Annotated in this window: 18 protein-coding genes and 2 tRNA genes; 6 read left to right on the top strand and 14 right to left on the bottom strand. The window is 36.9% G+C overall.

What is annotated here, in order from left to right:
- Window positions 1–13: 13 nt before the first annotated feature.
- The 4 genes from ELS83_RS22700 to ELS83_RS15005 all read right to left on the bottom strand — a co-directional run bounded on the left by ELS83_RS22700 (window position 14) and on the right by ELS83_RS15005 (window position 1,175).
- The gene (locus tag ELS83_RS22700) at window positions 14–277 is read right to left on the bottom strand and encodes a GIY-YIG nuclease family protein (protein WP_171596376.1); all 264 of its coding nucleotides are present in this window, start codon (window positions 275–277) and stop codon (window positions 14–16) included.
- 56 nt (window positions 278–333) lie between these two features.
- Window positions 334–406: transfer RNA gene (locus ELS83_RS15015), tRNA-Met, on the bottom strand.
- 84 nt (window positions 407–490) lie between these two features.
- Window positions 491–563 (bottom strand) — tRNA-Met (locus tag ELS83_RS15010).
- 162 nt (window positions 564–725) lie between these two features.
- Window positions 726–1,175 (bottom strand): DUF4268 domain-containing protein, encoded by a 450-nt coding sequence (locus ELS83_RS15005; RefSeq protein ID WP_171596375.1) that lies wholly within the window; start codon window positions 1,173–1,175, stop codon window positions 726–728.
- Window positions 1,176–1,317: 142 nt separating this feature from the next.
- Between ELS83_RS15005 and ELS83_RS15000 the strand changes: the two genes are divergently transcribed.
- The 6 genes from ELS83_RS15000 to rnhA all read left to right on the top strand — a co-directional run bounded on the left by ELS83_RS15000 (window position 1,318) and on the right by rnhA (window position 7,989).
- A complete protein-coding gene (locus tag ELS83_RS15000; RefSeq protein ID WP_171596374.1) occupies window positions 1,318–2,463 on the top strand; it encodes a metallophosphoesterase in 1,146 nt (381 codons plus the stop codon).
- A 12-nt stretch (window positions 2,464–2,475) separates the two neighbouring features.
- Window positions 2,476–3,156: a DUF4956 domain-containing protein gene (locus tag ELS83_RS14995; protein ID WP_171596373.1), complete on the top strand. Its 681-nt coding sequence runs from the start codon at window positions 2,476–2,478 to the stop codon at window positions 3,154–3,156.
- A 32-nt stretch (window positions 3,157–3,188) separates the two neighbouring features.
- A complete protein-coding gene (locus tag ELS83_RS14990) occupies window positions 3,189–4,271 on the top strand; it encodes a hypothetical protein (RefSeq protein ID WP_171596372.1) in 1,083 nt (360 codons plus the stop codon).
- A 62-nt stretch (window positions 4,272–4,333) separates the two neighbouring features.
- Window positions 4,334–4,939 (top strand): ribonuclease HII, encoded by a 606-nt coding sequence (gene rnhB, locus ELS83_RS14985; protein WP_171596371.1) that lies wholly within the window; start codon window positions 4,334–4,336, stop codon window positions 4,937–4,939.
- 265 nt (window positions 4,940–5,204) lie between these two features.
- Window positions 5,205–7,382: a S46 family peptidase gene (locus ELS83_RS14980; protein WP_171596370.1), complete on the top strand. Its 2,178-nt coding sequence runs from the start codon at window positions 5,205–5,207 to the stop codon at window positions 7,380–7,382.
- A 148-nt stretch (window positions 7,383–7,530) separates the two neighbouring features.
- Window positions 7,531–7,989, top strand: coding sequence for a ribonuclease HI (gene rnhA / locus ELS83_RS14975; protein WP_171596369.1), 459 nt, complete (start codon window positions 7,531–7,533; stop codon window positions 7,987–7,989).
- A gap of 173 nt (window positions 7,990–8,162) precedes the next feature.
- On the opposite strand, the gene ELS83_RS14970 is transcribed toward rnhA, so the two are convergent.
- From ELS83_RS14970 to ELS83_RS14925, 10 genes are all read right to left on the bottom strand, one after another.
- Complete coding sequence (locus ELS83_RS14970; protein WP_171596368.1) at window positions 8,163–9,188, bottom strand: potassium channel family protein; 1,026 nt, start codon at window positions 9,186–9,188, stop codon at window positions 8,163–8,165.
- Between the two features lie 15 nt (window positions 9,189–9,203).
- Window positions 9,204–9,557, bottom strand: coding sequence for an S-adenosylmethionine decarboxylase (gene speD / locus ELS83_RS14965; protein ID WP_171596367.1), 354 nt, complete (start codon window positions 9,555–9,557; stop codon window positions 9,204–9,206).
- A 44-nt stretch (window positions 9,558–9,601) separates the two neighbouring features.
- Window positions 9,602–11,140 carry a polyamine aminopropyltransferase gene (locus ELS83_RS14960; RefSeq protein WP_216616591.1) on the bottom strand — a complete coding sequence of 513 codons (1,539 nt, stop codon included), beginning with the start codon at window positions 11,138–11,140 and terminating at the stop codon, window positions 9,602–9,604.
- Between the two features lie 126 nt (window positions 11,141–11,266).
- Window positions 11,267–12,139 carry a DUF350 domain-containing protein gene (locus ELS83_RS14955; RefSeq protein WP_171596366.1) on the bottom strand — a complete coding sequence of 291 codons (873 nt, stop codon included), beginning with the start codon at window positions 12,137–12,139 and terminating at the stop codon, window positions 11,267–11,269.
- 30 nt (window positions 12,140–12,169) lie between these two features.
- Complete coding sequence (locus tag ELS83_RS14950; RefSeq protein WP_171596365.1) at window positions 12,170–13,012, bottom strand: hypothetical protein; 843 nt, start codon at window positions 13,010–13,012, stop codon at window positions 12,170–12,172.
- Window positions 13,013–13,099: 87 nt separating this feature from the next.
- Window positions 13,100–13,639, bottom strand: a complete 540-nt coding sequence (locus tag ELS83_RS14945) for a DUF4178 domain-containing protein (RefSeq protein ID WP_171596364.1) — start codon at window positions 13,637–13,639, stop codon at window positions 13,100–13,102.
- Window positions 13,640–13,667: 28 nt separating this feature from the next.
- The gene (locus ELS83_RS14940) at window positions 13,668–14,372 is read right to left on the bottom strand and encodes a PspA/IM30 family protein (RefSeq protein WP_171596363.1); all 705 of its coding nucleotides are present in this window, start codon (window positions 14,370–14,372) and stop codon (window positions 13,668–13,670) included.
- Between the two features lie 23 nt (window positions 14,373–14,395).
- A complete protein-coding gene (locus ELS83_RS14935) occupies window positions 14,396–14,791 on the bottom strand; it encodes a CesT family type III secretion system chaperone (RefSeq protein WP_171596362.1) in 396 nt (131 codons plus the stop codon).
- A 317-nt stretch (window positions 14,792–15,108) separates the two neighbouring features.
- The gene (locus ELS83_RS14930) at window positions 15,109–16,263 is read right to left on the bottom strand and encodes an acyltransferase family protein (RefSeq protein ID WP_171596361.1); all 1,155 of its coding nucleotides are present in this window, start codon (window positions 16,261–16,263) and stop codon (window positions 15,109–15,111) included.
- Window positions 16,264–16,408: 145 nt separating this feature from the next.
- Window positions 16,409–17,698, bottom strand: a complete 1,290-nt coding sequence (locus ELS83_RS14925) for a helix-turn-helix domain-containing protein (protein ID WP_171596360.1) — start codon at window positions 17,696–17,698, stop codon at window positions 16,409–16,411.
- Window positions 17,699–17,794 lie beyond the last annotated feature (96 nt).

Below are 17,794 nucleotides of genomic sequence, written 5' to 3'. Positions count from 1 at the left end.
CAATTTGCCATTATTATATTAACTTTCCATAATTCCTTTTAATCAATTCACGAATAAAATTTCTTCCCTGATGAGATTTCAGCTGCCTCTCTCTTTTCATTGATTCCTGTTTTGTATGGAATGATTCTGTGTACAGAATTTCCCAAGGYCTATACCTCATGGTATAACCTTTAGTGGCCAACTCATTATGAGATAAAAATCTCGCCTGCAAGTCACTTGTATATCCAATATAAATTTTATCGTATTGGGGAGAATAAAGAACGTACACATCAAACATAGCACATTAAACTACAAAAAAAAAAGCCGAAAGTATAAACTTTCGGCTTGTTCTAGTAGCGGGGGCCAGACTCGAACTGACGACCTTTGGGTTATGAGCCCAACGAGCTACCAACTGCTCCACCCCGCAATATATTTTTAGATATTTTCTGTCTTAATTATTTGCCTTTCGGCGAAAAAATAAGCTTTGATTCAATCAAAGCTCAACTCTTAGTAGCGGGGGCCAGACTCGAACTGACGACCTTTGGGTTATGAGCCCAACGAGCTACCAACTGCTCCACCCCGCAATATATCTTAAGACTTATCTCTTTCGTTTTGCGGTTGCAAAGATAAGAGCCTTTTAATCGAAAACAAAATTTTAGTAATAAATTTTTAACAAGTCCAGTAAAAACAAAGAACACAAGACTTTTTCACACTATCAATCAAGCAGATAAGCGATTAAAAAAAATTTAATCATTTTGCACAACTTCCTTAATATCCAGATAGGCTTCTTCCAAGAGAGTCATTTTTTCGAACAAAAACTGGTAATATTCATCCCAGCACTCCTTATTATATACCGAAGCCTTATGGAATTGAAAGTAGATTGCACTTACCTCCTTGAATCCCTTAATAAAGTAATTTTTGTCCCACACAAGATCCTCTCCACATGTATCCTGTACAACTGGCTTGTACTTCAAAAACTTGTCGTAAACCGAATATCTTTTTGAATCCGATTTACTATCTATTTGCAACATTACAAAAGCTCCATCTTCATTTAAATCGAACTTTAATTGAGCTTCTTTAATTTGTGTACCTTTCAAAACCCAGGAAGTCATTTTACGCCCTTGTTTCTTCGAGTATCTTTTAAAACCATCCCAAAATTGAATTCTAAACTCTCTTTTTTCCTCTTTTGTATACATCTGCAAATTTATTTTGAACACAAAATTAATGCTTCTTTTCTATCCATAATCAACAAAACATTAAAAATAGCAATCATCACAATTTCCCAGTCCATATGAAAAATAATCTTATCTTTAACTACTCTAAATAAGATTGATTTTAATGAGATTATTCAATATATATACTTTTCTTCTTACCCTTACATTTCTGATTTCTGGCAGCTTTCAAGGATTTTCGCAAAAAGATACCGAAGCAGATAGTTTGTTGGTGGCTTCCTATGTGGAAGGGCCTCACATACGATACACATCCAACAACAGGGTCGAAGCATTTTATATTCAGCACGATAGCACTAAGAATAAAACCAAAAAAATTTCAAAATACTTCCGTTTTAAAAATGACACCCTCGTTTTTAAAGGATTTGCTGGTACGGACACTTCAAGCTATACGATCCCTAAAAAAATAAGTCCTCGTACAGGGATATACGAAAAAGCCGATAAAATAATCGTATTGGGAGATATCCACGGAGAACTAAGTGCCTTAAGCAAAATACTTCGATACAACAAGGTTATTAATGACAAGAATCAATGGATTTTTGGTGATGGGCATATTGTATTTACAGGTGATGTATTTGATAGGGGGAGCCAGGTAACAGAATGCTTATGGTTGATTTTTCAGTTGGAAATACAGGCAGAAAAGGCTGGTGGAAGGGTACATTATATTATTGGCAATCACGAAATGATGGCCTTACTGTTTGATGACAGGTATGTTGATAGTAAATACAAACATGCAGCCAGGCACATCAAATTTCACTATTCTCATTTTTTCGACAAGAGCTCAGTTTTGGGAATCTGGTTGCGCTCAAAAAATACCTTGCTGCGTATCGGTGATCAACTTTTTGTTCATGGGGGGATTTCACCTCAATTTTTGGAGAAAAAAATGAAAATTGATGACGTTAATGTAAAAATGAGGTATCATTTAAACAATTATGCGCATCTTGAAGATACAACATTAGTCGATTTATTCTTATATTCATATGGTCCTTTATGGTACAGGGGGTACATGTCGAGAACACCAAATTACGATAGAATTTCCCTGGCTGAAGTGATAAAAACTCTTGATTTTTATGAATCAATTGTAATAATTTTTGGTCATACGCCGGTGGCAAGGGTTTACCCGTTTTACTCTTTTAAGCTCATTGCTATGGATGTTCCTATTGGAGACCCCCGGTATATTGACCAAGCCTTATTGATTGAGAATCAAAAATATTATCGGATATTTGCACACAAAGAGAAAGAACGATTACGATAAAGCTGAAACACAATGGAACTACTCACCAGTCTCATAAGTACAATAGAAGTACCTAATACTGTTATCATTTCGAACAATTTGGTAGAGTTACTCATAAGATTTGTTCTAAATCTTGCAGTAACGGTATTTGTTGTTAACTATGTGTATTTTAGGGCAACAGGGAAAAGAACATATGTTTTTACTTACATCATGATAAGTACAACCGTATTTTTCCTCTGTTTTCTATTAGGAAATATTGATCTACAACTTGGTTTTGCACTTGGACTTTTTGCCATATTCGGCATTATCCGTTATCGTACCGATACCATTCCGATACGTGAAATGACCTACTTGTTTTTGGTCATCACCATTTCTATTATTAATGCATTGGCAAGAAGAGATGTAAGTTACAGCGAAATTCTTCTTACCAATATCGCTTTCATGCTAACCACATGGGTGATGGAAAGGATTTGGATGCGAAGACACATGGCTCGAAGAACCATTATTTACGACCGAATGGATTTAATTCATCCTGACAAGCATGATTTATTACGACAGGATATTAAAGAACGTACAGGACTCGTAATCAATCGTTTTAAGATTGGCCAGATCGATTTGGCAAAAAACAGCATCAGACTTACCATTTTTTATAAAGATGTGGTTGGCAACAATATTCTAACCGATGCCGAATTAAGCGATAAAGGCATGGAGTAAGAACAGCTTAAACCAACAAATCCCACTACTCAATGAATTCGAATATCCGACATATCTTTTTTTCACTTTTACTGATACTCCTGACTGGTATCAGTACACTTGGATTATCGCAGGAAAACCAAGACAGCGATACCATATATCGGGCTCCCAACTTATTCGAATCGGATAGCTTAATTCAGTTATCCATTACAACCGATTTAAGATCATTGGTAAGAGATATAGGAGAAAAAAACAAATACCATCGTGCCCGTTTATCTTATTATTTGGGCGATTCCATTGTTTCCATGAGCGTGCAGATGAAAACAAGAGGAAACTTTAGAAAAGATCGAAGCATATGTCCTTTTCCACCAATGAGAATCAAGTTTAACAAAGCTGAGTCGAGTTACACCCTGTTTCACGGACAAGGAAAACTAAAAATGGTAACACACTGCCATAACAAAAGCCAAAGGTATGAGCAAATGCTAATTCAGGAATACCTGATTTACAAAGCATATAACCTATTTACTCCAGAAAGCTTTCGAGTTCGCCTTGCCGAAATCACATATAAAGACAGTAAAAACCAGATGGGTCCATTAAAAAAGTACGCCTTTTTTATTGAAGATTTTGAAGCAATGGCCGAAAGAAATGGTAAAATTCCACGCTATGAGAAAAAAATCCACCAGGATCATACCTTAATTGGAAAAGTAACCAAATTGGCTGTATTTCAATACCTGGTTGGCAATACCGACTGGGGAGTTCCAACCCTTCACAACATCAAACTGATTGCGAAAACACCAACTTCACGCCCCATTCCGGTCCCGTACGATTTCGATTGGGCCAGCCTGGTAAATGCACCTTATGCTGTACCAAATCCAAAACTTAACATCAAGTCGATACATGATAGATTGTACCGGGGCTACAAAAGATCACCAAAAGATCTGGAATACATTTTCAGAGAATTTAGAATGAAAAAGGAGGCTCTTTATGATGTTTATGTCTCTAATCCCTATTTAAATGATAAGGAAAAGGAGAGGGTTTTAAACTACTTCGACAGGTTTTATGAAATCATTGATAATCCGAAAAGAGTTAAAACGGAATTCATTAATAATGCCCGCACCATTAAATACAAGAAGTAATTTGCACACATCATTCTTCCTGACTTTATTTTGCCATATATTTGTCGGAAATTTAATTTCTTATGAGTGTATTAGCTCCCTTTTTTAATAAAAATGAAATTGAAGCTGGCTGTGATGAAGCTGGCCGTGGTTGTCTTGCAGGACCTGTGTTTGCGGCTGCAGTAATTCTACCTGTCGATTTCAGAAACGAAATGCTTAACGATTCGAAAAAGTTATCAGAAAAGAAACGTTACCAGTTAAGAGAATGCATCGAAAATGCAGCAATTGCCTGGGCTGTAGGCATTGTTAATCATGAAGAAATAGATCAGATTAACATTTTAAATGCTTCATTTCTGGCTATGCATCGTGCTGTCGATCAGCTAAAAACCAAGCCCGAACATCTTTTAATCGATGGCAATCGATTTAATCCTTATAAAGACATTAAACACAGCTGTGTGATTAAGGGTGATGGAAAATATGCAGCCATTGCTGCGGCTTCTATTCTTGCAAAAACTTATCGTGATGATTTCATGATGAAAATACACGAGCAATATCCGAATTACGCTTGGAACAGCAACAAAGGCTACCCAACCAAAAAACATAGGTTGGCCATTAGAGAACATGGCATTAGTCCATATCACCGTAAAAGTTTTGGATTACTTCCCGACCAAATGGAACTTCAATTCTAACAAGCAATTCATTAACAGCTGATTATGACTTATTTTAACGAGAAAATCAATACGTTCATCTAATTTTCCAAAGGCTAAAACACAATATCTAACTGATTTTCTGATAAATAGACAACAAAGCTTAATTGGAATACTCTATTGAATCTGCAAAATAGATAGAATAATACTAACTTTGCTTGTCAACAAAATAAAAGGACACAACGAACACTCCAGGTTTTGACTCACAATCAACAACCTGGATTATATTTAAAATTATTCAACTAAAATGAGAAACTTAAAATCATTCGTATTGGGATTGAGTCTTTTGCTTTGCTTCTCTACTGTTAGAGCAGACGAAGGAATGTGGCTTTTATCTCTTTTAAAGAAAAACACTGCAGAAATGCAGGAAAAAGGATTCAAGCTTACAGCTGAAGATATCTATAAAGTAAATGAATCTTGTTTAAAAGACGCTATTGTTGGCTTAGGAAGCGAAGGAAGACCATTCCGTCACTTCTGTACAGGTGAGATTATTTCTGATCAGGGTTTATTCCTTACCAACCACCACTGTGGTTTCGGTGTAATCCAATCTCACTCGACTCCAGAGCACGATTATTTATCAGACGGATTCTGGGCTTACAATAAAAAAGAAGAATTAACAAACCCAGGAATTACAGCTTCTATTATGGTAAAAATGGAAGATGTAACCAAGGCTGTTTTGAAGGATGTAAAAGACGACATGTCGGAAGAAGATCGTTACAAAGCAATTGAAAAAGCAGCTACAGCTATCGAAGAAAAAGCTGAAGAGGGTACTCATTACAAAGCGAATGTACGTAGCATGTTCAACGGCAACCAGTATTTCGTATTCGTTTATGAAATTTTCAAAGATGTTCGTTTGGTAGGTGCTCCTCCACAATCGATGGGTAAATTTGGTGGTGATACAGATAACTGGATGTGGCCACGTCATACTGCAGATTTTGCTTTATTCCGTATTTACGCAGGTGCTGATGGAAAACCTGCTGCATACTCAGAAGAAAATGTACCATTGAAGCCTAAGCATCACCTTCCTATTTCGGTTAAAGGTGTGGAAGAAGGAGATTTCGCAATGATTTTAGGATTCCCAGGAACTACGAATCGTTACCTGACTTCTTTTGGATTGGAAGAAACAATGAAGATTACCAACAAAAATCGTTACGATATCCGTACAGTAAAATTGGATATCATGATGAATGATATGTTGAAAGATCCAAAAGTAAGAATACAGTACGCTTCGAAGCATGCAGGTAGTGCAAACTATTGGAAATACTCAAACGAGCAGAATAAAGCTTTGAAGAAGCTAAACACAATGGGTCACAAAAAAGAGATTGAAAAAGAATTTCTGGATTGGGCCAATGAAAAACCAAAACGTGCTGCTATGTATGGCGAAGCTCTTAACATGATTAAGAAAGTTTATGCCGACAGAAAAGATGCTGCTTACCAGGCTTCATACATTGGAGAAGCATTGGCAAGAGGTGCTGAAGCTCCAGGTTTTGCAGCAAGAGCTGGAAGATTATTAAAACTTCTTAAAGCTGAAACTCAAGATGCTGAAGCCATTGAAAAAGTGCTTAAAGCGATGAAGGAATCGGGTAAGAAATTTTATAAGGATTACAATGCTCCGACCGATCAGAAATTAATGGCTGGTTTGTTTGCTTTCTATGCAGATCACATTGCTATGGAGAATCGTCCGTCGATTTTTGAAATTATCGAAAAAGAATACGATAACGATTTTAACAAATTTGCTGAAACTGTATATGCAAACTCTGTATTTGCAACAGAAGCGAAATTCAACGAATTCCTTGAAGCTCCAGATGCTGAAGTATTGGAAAATGACTTCTTGTACAGAACAGGTAGTTCTATTTCGAAAGCTCACATGAGTGCTTACCAGGCTGCAAGCAAAGGAACTGAAGAATTAAATAAAGGAAGACGTTTGTTTGTTGATGGTTTATTACAAATCAACAAGAAAAAATTAATGGCTCCTGATGCAAACTCTACACTTCGTTTAACTTACGGTAATGTAGGTGGTTACGAGCCAAGAGATGGTGCATACTACTATCACTACACAACTTTGAAAGGTGTAATGGAAAAAGAAGATCCAACTAGCCACGAATTCCAGGTTCCAGCTAAATTGAAGGAACTGTACAAGGCTAAAGATTACGGTCAGTATGCCGATAAAAATGGCGAATTACCAACCTGTTTCTTAACCAACAACGACATTACAGGTGGTAACTCTGGTTCTCCGGTAATTAACGGAAATGGTGAATTAATTGGTACTGCTTTCGATGGAAACTCAGAAGCTATGTCGGGTGATATCGACTTCGAAGAAAATCTTCAAAGATGTATTAACCTTGATATTCGTTACACGCTTTTCATCATCGACAAGTTTGCCGGTGCACAAAACATCATCGACGAATTGACTATCGTGAAGTAATTAACCACTCACAACATATTATTAAGGGTGTCTGATTTTTCGGACATCCTTTTTTTTATTTCCTTGAAAAAGGGAAAGTGTTCCTTCTCAAACTTCAAGTTTAGCAGAAAAAGCCTACTTTTGAATTAGAAAACCAAAGCAATACAATATGTCAGCAAAAATTACAATGTTTACCGATGGTGCAGCAAGTGGAAATCCGGGTCCGGGAGGATATGGAGTTGTATTAATTTCGGGCAAACATCGTAAGGATTTAAACCAGGGCTACAAGCTTACCACCAACAACCGTATGGAATTACTGGCTGTTATAGTTGGTTTGGAATCGCTTAAAAACCCGGGATGCGACGTCACCATTTACTCCGATTCGAAATACGTGATTGACTCGGTAGAAAAAAAATGGGTATTTGGATGGGTAAAAAAGCGTTTTAAGGGTAAAAAAAATGCTGATTTATGGATGCGATTTCTTGAAATATATAAGAAACACAATGTAAAATTTGTTTGGGTAAAGGGACATGCCAATATTCCTGGCAACGAACGTGCCGACGAGTTGGCTGTTATGGCCTCTCAAGCTCCAAACCTACCTGATGATGTGGGTTACTCGCCTGATTAGAAGATCTTTTTTTTTTGCGAAAACTTTATATTTTCCTGCGATTAGGGATTCGGCCCTGCGTTAGGGATTGTAGTGGAAACCCCACAGCGAGGAACGAGCGAGGAGTTTGAACGGAAAGCCCGACCCGCCAGGGAAACGCCCAAATGTAAAACAATTAAGATGTTGTTGTGGTTCTATTCTCCCTCTTTTACGCCAAAAAAGTTTTCCAGTGCCTTTTTTGTATCGCCGCTTGATATTAATATCAGGTAATTATTGGTTTGTACATTTGTTCCTTTAACAGGATTTTTGATGATTTTTCCATCCTGCACCAAACCAATTAGAATGGCATTAAAATCCACTTTTAATTTTAAGAATGCATCCATATAATCGGATCCTGCAAACTGGCATTCCTGGGTAATTAAATATTGTTGAATATCGTTATCATCTTCGGATACACTGGTTGCAATAAGATCTTCGGTATAAGTTGCCACATGTGGTTCGAACAAATAGGAAGCCACCAATTTGGAAGCGACCTCGTTTTGTGCAATCACATGATCGATTCCGGCATTTAAAAAAGTTTCTTTCAAACTAGGATTTGAGCAGCGCACCACAACATTTGCCATGGGGTATTGCTTCTTTAGATTGATGACGAACACAAGGGTTTCCGAATCGCTGTCGAAATTTACAAAAACACGCTTGGTACGATCAATATTCACTTTTTGATAGGCTTCAATATTGGAATAATCGGCAAAAAGAGAAAAGACATCTTTCGATGAATAGAGATCTGATATTAAGTCTAAATCGGTTTTAGAATTGGTAACAATTGCCACTTTTTGTCCGGCATGAATGATTTGATTTGCTACTTTTTGTGCAAATTCGTTCCAACCAATGATCACATAATGATTCTCGAAATCGGTTCCCCAAAAACCACTTTTTTTCTTTTCCATATACTGATTAAATCTTACCGTTATTTCACCAATTAAAAAACCTAATATTCCTAAACTACCAATAATTACCAGTAAGCCAATGATCTTTCCAGGTAGTGTAACCGGGTAAAAATCGCCGTAACCTACTGTGGTTAGCGTAACAATTGCATACCAAAATGCATCGCCAATGGTTTTGATATTCGAATCGGCCGATTGGCTTTCGAACCATTGAATCGAAAGAATGGCCATAACATATACTGCAAATGCAGCCAGGTATATCAGTTTCTTACGCATCTTGTTGGTCTGTTATTAATTTTCAGAAGGCTTACATATCTCTATTCCTTCGCCATTCCAATTTACCTGCAAATCGCTTTTTTCGATCAAGCTTTTAAAGTGCTCGGATTTACTTTGGTTACAAGAACTTAACTCAATATAGGCGTAACCTTTATCGGGAAAAGTATGAATGGCCAGGTGCGATTCCGCCAGCATCCAAAGTGCAGTGTATCCTTGCACAGGAAAATGATGATCGGCACAGTTTAGAATAACAAAACCTACCTCCTCAAGGTAGTTCTGAAATCTCACCTTTAAAAGCATCGGATCGCACTCTGTGACCCAAAACCTTAGGTTGTGTATTTTTGCTGCTAATATTTTAGTTTTTTCCATTGCATTCAATTTTTAATGCACTGTCCGTATCTCATGAATCATTATCAATACAGATCCCAATTTCCTTTTAAATAATATTTATACAATACTGGTTCGTGAATACGGTTTACAAGTACAGTATCTTTTTCCCACGGATAATAATCTTTTCCGAAAGAGGTAATTAAAGCCATGGCTTCATTGTTGATCCAACGGGTTGGTACATCAAACTCTAATTGTCTTAACTTCTTTTTTACATCGCCATTGGCTTGTTTTACGCCCAGGCTCCAACCCCATTCGCCAAGTGTAATTACCTGGTTGTGCATAGGAACGGTTTCAAAACCTGAACTTTTCATGGTTTCTACAATACAGGAAAATGCTCTTGTTGCAAAATATGGACTTCCTGCCTGCGTTACAATAACCCCACCAGGTCGCATGTGTCGATAACACTGTTTGTAGAACTCAAATGAGTACAACCTGCCCAACTCAACCGAACGTGGATCGGGAAGATCAATGATAACGATATCGTAATAGTCATCATTTTCCTGCAGAAAAGTAAATCCATCGGCATTGTGAATCACTACTTTTTCGTGGTGCAGCGAGTTTTCGTTCAGTTCGGTTAATATTGGATGTGATTTACCCAATTTTGTCATGGCTGGATCCAAATCTACCAAAGTGATTTTATCAACTTTTGGATACTTCAGGATTTCGCGAACTGCACAGCCATCGCCGCCTCCAAGCACCAAAACATTCACCGGATTTGGATGCAAACTCATCGCCGGGTGTACCAATGGTTCATGATACATTACCTCATCGCGGGTACACAGTTGCTGGTTTCCATTGAGGTACAACCAGTAATCGTTTTTCCATTGAGTAATTACAATGCGTTGATATTTGGTCTGCTCTGAATAAACCACTTTATCGGCGTACTTTTGTTGCTCTCCGTATCGAATTACCGGGTCGGTTATAAATATCCCAACAGTGAGTAATACCAAAATTAATGCTCCTATTGTTGTAATGCTTTTACGTTCCTGCGATTGCAACAAGTCCCAAAGAAAAATCAGGACAACGATTGAAACAGAGAAATTTACAAAGCCTAAAATAAATGGCGTGTAAATCAATCCAAATATCGGCAGGCCAATTAACGCAAAAAAGATACCTCCCAGCAAACTGCCATAGTAATCATTCTCCAAAATATTGGAAATATTGAACCTTAGCTTTTCGTAATCGTCATTAATGCGAATGACCAATGGTATTTCCATCCCAATTAACAAACCAACAAAAATGGCTAATGTATATATCAGTATTCCAATTGCCTGGGTATATGCCGATGCTGTATAAACGAGTAATGGTGCGAACGAAACCAGAACCGATAATGTAAACTCCAGCAACAAAAAAACCTTCAGCAAATTCTTCTCGAAAATCTTGCTGAAACGGGCACCGAGTCCCATGGAGAATAACATCAATGAAATGGTCATTACCCATTGGAGATTGGAGTCGCCAAGAAAATAGGTAGCCAGTGTAGATAGAATATACTCTGCTACTACACCAGAAAAACCTGTGGCAAAAATTGCTGCCTTTAATAATGTCGATTTATTCTTAAACACAAAGATTAAATTACGAATGACGAATTAGGAATTACGAGTTGAATAGCAATTTCAACCATTAAACCTTTAATTTATCATTCCAGTTTTTCACGATATCGTAATTATTAATTTGGAATTCGTAATTACTTACAAGCACCAGGTAATTAATACCGATCCTCCAATATATGCGAAGGCTTCCACCAATGCTGCCCCAACATTTGGATGCTCCTGGTTGATAATTTCATCGGTTAATTTTTCGCCCGGAAGCAATATCTTATCGGTAATTAAACGCATTACAGGCAATAGAATTAAACCCACCACCAATTCAAAACCTGTTTCAGCAAAAGAAGGAAGCCATCCTTCAAAATCGCCAACCAAGCCAAATCGAATTAGGTTACCAATGGCAATAATTGCCCCGGCAAATCCGATTCCTACCGCTACATTGTCTTTTTCGATATGGTCGTGAATATTGTATGGCGTAATCCAATTGTAGAAACGCGTGGTAAGGATTAAGGCCAACTGACCAAATGCCCAGAATACTACTGCTGTTAAAATTCCGAATAGCATATCGCCACTTTCGCCCGATACGGCTCCAAAAATAATCAAACCTGAAGCAATGGAAACCGCAGCTTCAATAATTCCCGTACCGGCATTCTGATCTTCGATAATTTCTTTACGGATAGAGAAATTTCGAAGCATTAAATAATCAGACAGGAAAATAGAGCAATTTAAAAGGACAATGGCCAACATACCGTAAACGAAAATATCAATTACATCGTTTAGCAATCCGTTCGAAGGACCAACAATTGCACTCCCAATTGCAAGTAGCAAACCAATATAATAGCCAACATGTGCAACTGCAAAAGCGAAATTATCTTTCTTCACCAACTCTTCTTTTACCTTAAAGGATGGATGAAGAAGCTGATACACAAATTTTCCAATCAGGAAAATAATAAAAGCCACGGCGATATATACCACAGCATCATAAATGATATAGGAAATTTCTGATAATGAAATCATAATTTTAAGTCTATGAGTTATACACCGTTTTTATTTTCCGAATCCACCACTACGTGAGCGTGTAGAGCGACTCGATTTGTACCTTGAAGAACTTCTGCTGGTTCTCTTATTTACTGTACTGGAAGATTTTGAACGAGTAGAGCTAAATCTGCTCGACTGGTTGGAAGAGCGGCTCACCTTGGTTCTTACACGATCTTTAAAAGTATTTGGCTTACTTCCCCAAGTACTGCTTTTCCCAGAAGTTGAGGAGGTATAACTTTTGGTTCCATAAACCGGGTTGCTGCTATTTGGGCCATAATACCCTCTCGATCCGCCATAATATCCACCACGATTATAATCGTCCCAATAAGAACGACGATAAGTCATCATATTAAACATCGACGACATAAAAGCATATTGCCCGTAAAATGCCCAAAATGAAGAACCTCCGCGGTTTTCCCAGCGTCCATATTTTTCGTTCCCTACATAATGATTGTAACCTGCAGGAACTGCTTGCTTGGTGAGTTTACCATCTTTTTTCGTGGCAATTTCCATTCCCATATCATTGATATGCTGAGAGAAAAATGCCTCATCAACCTCTTTCCAATCTGTCTTTTTCTCAAGAACGGTATCAGGTTTTTGAATCAATACCTGGTATTGATGCCTGTAGTCACTTCCCGATTCATTGGCATCCATATCGAATAAAATAATCGAGAAATTCTGCTCTCCATTTAGTTCTTTGATCAATTCATCAACCGGAGATTTTTTCCATGTTTTTGCAACCTGAGAGCTCGATGTTTGTTGACGTGAGGTAGAAGAATCGCAGCTTCCACAAGTTTTCACAATAAAAAACATCACTAAAATCCCAAGTACAACTTTTGCTGTGCTATTCATAAAATCTAATTTTGAATTATCAATTATGAGTTATGAATTAAACGACCGATTTGATCATTTTTAATTCATAACCCACAATTCCTTTTTCTATTTTGGTAAGATATTAGAGATTTCGAATTCTTTGATTCGTTTTCCTGCAGAGGCTTCAAACTCCTGTTCGTCCCATTGCTCGATACACACAATATACTCGCCCGATTCATCTTCGTAATCCCATGAAATGAACTCAACCCATTCATCTCCCTTGGCTACATCGTTATAAAAGCCTGGCGATTCTTTGTCCATAAAGTATTTTCTACCATCGTATTCGAAAGATGCAGGAGCTTTTTGTTTATCAAGCAAAGATTCATGAACTTCCTGACCCAATTGACGGGTTTTTATTTTTTCCGAAACAGATAAATACAGCTCATCATCATCTTCTACAGACAGAAACCTGGTTTTTGTTCCGTTAAAAATTTTAAACTCCTGTGTGAAAAAATTATCTCCCCAGTCGTACTCAAAACAAGCCTGAACTTCCCAGGATTCAAGGTCGTATTCAAAAACAAAACCAACATCCAGGTCGGTTACCCGGATATTGGTGCTGTCATACGTGGGCTGTTTTTTCTTTCTAAAAAAATCGGCTAATCCCATTTTTAATTTCGTTCAATTTGTAAAACAGCTATTCCTTATTCTTCATCTTTGCCTTTAATTCTTCCAAGGCATTCGAAGCTTTCACATTTGTTTCGTTTAGTGTTGCATCAATCTCATCATCTAAACTTTTGTTCTCAACAGAAATTTCCCCGTAAGCTTCGGCCATTGCTTCTTGCTGTGCTACCTTATCTTTCATTTTTTCTAACATCGAAACGGTTCCCGAACTATCGATACCAGAAAGTTGCTTGTTAATTTTTTGTGTTGCCGAGCTTACGCGAGCACGAGCTTTTAAGGTACGCAATTCGTTTTCATAACGCGAAATTGTTGATTTCAACTTCTTCACGTTGGCATCAAGCTGACTGATATTCTGATCGAATCGATTTACTTCTTCCTGTGCACGAGCTGCATTGGCAATCGCTTCTTCTTTTCTGGCCAGTGCTTCTGTTGCCAAACGTTCTGCTTCAGCAACATCTAAATCACCTTTTTCGGCCTTTTGCAATAGGAGAATGGCTTTTTGCTCATAATTCTGTCCCATCGACTTTTGCTCGTTCAATTCTCTTTTACTTCTAATGGCTAAAGCTTTTACTTCAGCCAAAGCTTGTAAGCTTTTATCCAGGTCTTTTTTAAGATCTCTGATGCCTTGTTCGGTCATCTTAATAGGATCTTCCAATTTATCTATAGCTGCGTGAGCTTCTGCTTTACCCACATTAAATAATCTGCTAAAAATTCCCATATCTTTTTTAATCTTTTAGTCGTTTACAATTTTGAAAATGAAATAATTTCCTCGGAGTACTCGCTAAGTAGCAATTCTAACGAATTTAAAGTAGCTTCCAATTCATTCTGATCAAGGTTCTCAAGTTGAAGAGTATCGCGGAACAATACTTTTGTTCCCGTTTCGTCAAGAGTAAAAGCACCATGTACTATTTCCCTGTTTTTCATTAATAGCGATTTAAATATATCATCCTTATCACCACTAATTTCGAATAACAATCCTTCAATAATCAGAATCGGATCTTCACAATCAACAACCAGGTTTGCAATTCCTCCATCAGGATTTTCAACTACAAATAGTTCTTCTGCTAAATCTTCCTGTACAATGTTGTATTCTAAGTTCAATAGGTAATCTTTTACCTTGCTAAAATATGCGCTCATTTTTTTATCAGTTTTAAAATTGAATTAATTAAAATTAGAACAATTTATTGGCTCTGAGAAATAATCCAGAATGGTATTTAAGGCTTCTGGATTAAAAATTATCATCTATGGCCACTAAATGATAATGTTTGGTTCTCGTTTTCTTCGTTTGAGTTTGAAATTACAAAATACAAAGCGTTCAACAGACATTTAATCGGGAGAATCTTCAAAAAAATCGATAAATGGGAGTTTTTACATGTTTTCCTTGTTTTTGATCTATAATGCTGGTAAAAAAAGAAAAGTTCACCCGATGAGTGAACTTTTCTAAACTGTATTTATTAGGATTTAGTCGGTATGACTTTTACTTGCAGCTGTTCTTTTTTACGGGCTTTTAAGCCAAAAACAATTCGCATACAATTAAATGGCCTTATCAGGAATACATAAATACCTATGCTTGCAACCAAAGATAAAGAGGTAAGGTAAAAGGCCTTAAGTGCAATGCTCATTTCTAAATCTTTCATATAAAAACCTATTAAAAGAATAATGGGCTGATGCAAAAGGTAGAATGGATAAATTGCTTCGTTGGCATATTTTCTGAATTTAGAGTTGAAGTTTAGGTATTTGAAACTAAAACCCAGAGCTGCCAGTCCAACAAACCAGGCCACCAAAATGGATGTTAGCAGGTATGAGTAGTTTTGCCACATATCATTTTCACTGATATAATTTCTGCTAAAAAGAAGAACAGTTGCCACAATGGCTGCAATTAGATTGATATATCGTTGTTTGATCAGATTCTGCGCAAACATCTTACTTTTTGCAAAAATAAATCCATAAATAAAGAAGATGAAATAAAGCGCCATATATGCCCAATCGTCAACAAAACCATGTGTACTATTGGGGAAATGTGGTCTTAGTATCAGTTGTGAAATTAGGATAGGAATGACCAAAAGTAATAAGCCACCTTTTTTACTAACCAGTTTATCAACAAAAGTGAAAAAAGATGCAGCATTGGTACTTCTTAGCCAACTGATTACAGGAATGGCCACCATAGAAATAAAAAACAGGTATAAAATAAACCATAAATGGTGCCAGCTCATATTCCCTTCAGGATAGGTTCCTTCAAACATGTGGGTGTAAAAATCAAGTAATGAAGAGTATTGATCCACCTTTTCGAGATACACTTGTATGGGAACCAAGGTAAAAATTCCAAACAAGAATGGAATCATAAGTCTTCTGTTGCGTTCCGAAGCATATCTCCCAAGCGATTTATTGCCCAAAGCAAAACAGGTTCCTGCACCTGAGATAAAAAATAGGAGTGGCATTCTCCAAATATGCAGGAAAGACATTAATGCATTTAAATCTGTTGTCTGCACATTGTTTTTTACATGCCAGCCAAATGTATTAAAGAACATTCCGATGTGAAAAATAAATACACTTAATATTAGTAAGATTCGTAACCAATCTACCTCGTATCTTCTATCTGTTCGTTCCATGATTCTATTTATTTAGTTTGCGACTTTTATTTGAATCAAAGTACGTTCAGATTCAGGAAAATTGTAAACTCTCCCTATTGGCGCACCGTGTTTGTTTATAGGCGGGCACACCACACACTTTTTCTACATTCTGATTTACTGGCAGTTAAGTGTTATTGCGGAATTGACTTGGTGTAAGGCCAGTTTGTTTTTTAAATGCCTTATTAAATGACGATTTTGAATTGTATCCAACCACCTCGGCCAATTCTTCGATGGTAATTTTTGCCGTTTCCGGATTAGATAAGATACTTTTCGATTTTTCGATTCTTTGTTCGGCAAGCCACTCAAAAAAACTTTTGTGTAAGCGTTCGTTAATTACCTGCGATACATGGTGCGGAACCGATGAGACTTTTTTAGACAACTCAGGTAAAGAAGCCATATTACTGGCAAAATATTCTTCTTCATTCATTACCTGTTTTAGTTTTTGAAGAATTTCATCTTTTTGCTCTTCGCTAAGGGATGATTTGGAATATTTTCCGGCAATTTCAGAACTTGCCGATTTTCTAAAGAATTGAGATTCGCGAAATACTTGTATACTAATATGGTACATGATAATCGCAGTATAGGCACCTATGAGGTGATCGCCCAAATCGCGGCCAAAGAAAGATTTGGCAAATATAAAAATGACAATGATTGCAGAAAAATGCAAAACCAAATTTCTCAACCAACTCAATTGTGCATCTTTCAGCTTCCAAAATTGTAAATTCCTCTTTTTTATCTCTTTAATCACCAATCTTAAAGACAGGCCGGTATACACCAGAAAACTTAGCAGAGTCAAATCGTTCACAATGCTTCGCAATCCAAGAATATCCGATTTAAAAATTTCTTCAGCCTCAATTCTAGGTAGTTCTGGATGATTGACCCAAAGGAAAGAGTTGAATTTGAATTCGTTGGTCTGTAAAAAATATCCGAAAGAGTAAATCAAATAAAAAGCAAAAAATGCCAGGTGCCATAAATCTCGCCTATTAAATTCTGAACGAATGCATACCTTCACATAGATGAAGGCCATAGGAGCAATAAAAAAATTAAGCGGCTCAGAAAAGTTATCAATCTCTATTACTTTTGGCAGATAACCGGTATAGTTTAACCAATGCTCCAATATCATTAATGAGAGTGCGGCAATAAAAAATCCGTATAGCTTATTCGCCAATATTTTCCGGTTCTCTTTACTAAAAAAGAAGAAAGTGAGGAAGAATCCCTGGCAGATTCCTAACAAAATTAATAAGGAAAAGATATTTAAGCGTAATTCTATCGGATACATAAAATCATATTTTGCTATGAAGTTAAGTCTTTCTGATGAAATATTCTCATATCCGTAGTGAGTGAACTGATTGTCGAAATCTATCAAGGCATCGAAAAAGAATAACAGCACACCTACACGGTGCAAATCAATCACTTACATCTATCAGTCAATTAAAGATGCGAAAATCCTTAAATTTCATTGGAATCATCTTTTTATTCCATGCAGATATTTATATATTTAAGTTCATCT

The organism is Marinifilum caeruleilacunae (assembly GCF_013141825.1).
GTDB classification, from domain to species: Bacteria; Bacteroidota; Bacteroidia; order Bacteroidales; family Marinifilaceae; genus Marinifilum; species Marinifilum caeruleilacunae.
Note: the sequence above shows the minus strand (reverse complement) of the source record. Positions and strands in the feature narration are given on the sequence as shown.

Excerpts from the sequence above, each read along its gene's own strand:
- rnhA (WP_171596369.1), top strand. The coding sequence starts at position 7,531 with ATGTCAGCAAAAATTACAATGTTTACCGATGGTGCAGCAAGTGGAAAT.
- ELS83_RS14990 (WP_171596372.1), top strand. The coding sequence starts at position 3,189 with ATGAATTCGAATATCCGACATATCTTTTTTTCACTTTTACTGATACTC.
- ELS83_RS14945 (WP_171596364.1), bottom strand. The coding sequence starts at position 13,639 with ATGGGATTAGCCGATTTTTTTAGAAAGAAAAAACAGCCCACGTATGAC.
- ELS83_RS14970 (WP_171596368.1), bottom strand. The coding sequence starts at position 9,188 with ATGCGTAAGAAACTGATATACCTGGCTGCATTTGCAGTATATGTTATG.
- ELS83_RS15000 (WP_171596374.1), top strand. The coding sequence starts at position 1,318 with ATGAGATTATTCAATATATATACTTTTCTTCTTACCCTTACATTTCTG.
- ELS83_RS14955 (WP_171596366.1), bottom strand. The coding sequence starts at position 12,139 with ATGATTTCATTATCAGAAATTTCCTATATCATTTATGATGCTGTGGTA.
- ELS83_RS14935 (WP_171596362.1), bottom strand. The coding sequence starts at position 14,791 with ATGAGCGCATATTTTAGCAAGGTAAAAGATTACCTATTGAACTTAGAA.
- ELS83_RS14940 (WP_171596363.1), bottom strand. The coding sequence starts at position 14,372 with ATGGGAATTTTTAGCAGATTATTTAATGTGGGTAAAGCAGAAGCTCAC.
- ELS83_RS15005 (WP_171596375.1), bottom strand. The coding sequence starts at position 1,175 with ATGTATACAAAAGAGGAAAAAAGAGAGTTTAGAATTCAATTTTGGGAT.
- ELS83_RS14980 (WP_171596370.1), top strand. The coding sequence starts at position 5,205 with ATGAGAAACTTAAAATCATTCGTATTGGGATTGAGTCTTTTGCTTTGC.
- rnhB (WP_171596371.1), top strand. The coding sequence starts at position 4,334 with ATGAGTGTATTAGCTCCCTTTTTTAATAAAAATGAAATTGAAGCTGGC.
- ELS83_RS14950 (WP_171596365.1), bottom strand. The coding sequence starts at position 13,012 with ATGAATAGCACAGCAAAAGTTGTACTTGGGATTTTAGTGATGTTTTTT.
- ELS83_RS14995 (WP_171596373.1), top strand. The coding sequence starts at position 2,476 with ATGGAACTACTCACCAGTCTCATAAGTACAATAGAAGTACCTAATACT.
- speD (WP_171596367.1), bottom strand. The coding sequence starts at position 9,557 with ATGGAAAAAACTAAAATATTAGCAGCAAAAATACACAACCTAAGGTTT.
- ELS83_RS14930 (WP_171596361.1), bottom strand. The coding sequence starts at position 16,263 with ATGGAACGAACAGATAGAAGATACGAGGTAGATTGGTTACGAATCTTA.